The sequence below is a fragment of the Vibrio amylolyticus genome (genome assembly GCF_023145695.1).
GTDB classification, from domain to species: domain Bacteria; phylum Pseudomonadota; class Gammaproteobacteria; order Enterobacterales; family Vibrionaceae; genus Vibrio; species Vibrio amylolyticus.
Genome location: NZ_JAJHVV010000052.1, coordinates 1 through 230, shown reverse-complemented (window position 1 = coordinate 230; position 230 = coordinate 1). Strand labels below are relative to the sequence as shown.

Annotated in this window: 1 tRNA gene; it reads right to left on the bottom strand. The window is 43.9% G+C overall.

Annotated elements, in window-relative coordinates:
• Window positions 1-116: 116 nt before the first annotated feature.
• Window positions 117-192: transfer RNA gene (locus tag KP803_RS21845), tRNA-Val, on the bottom strand.
• Window positions 193-230 lie beyond the last annotated feature (38 nt).

Sequence of the window (230 nt, the reverse complement as noted above, 5' to 3'; positions counted from 1 at the left end):
GAGTGTTTACTTTTTCAAGTTAAATCACTTTCTAAAGACTTTCGTCGACAAAAATCCGAACCAAATCCGTCTTACTGAACTGGTTTGGAAGAGTTTATCCAAAAGTTTTTAGAGAGTGGTGGGCGATACCGGGCTCGAACCAGTGACCCCCTGCTTGTAAGGCAGGTGCTCTCCCAACTGAGCTAATCGCCCACATTAAGTTTGAATTCTTCTGTGGAGAAGAATGGTGG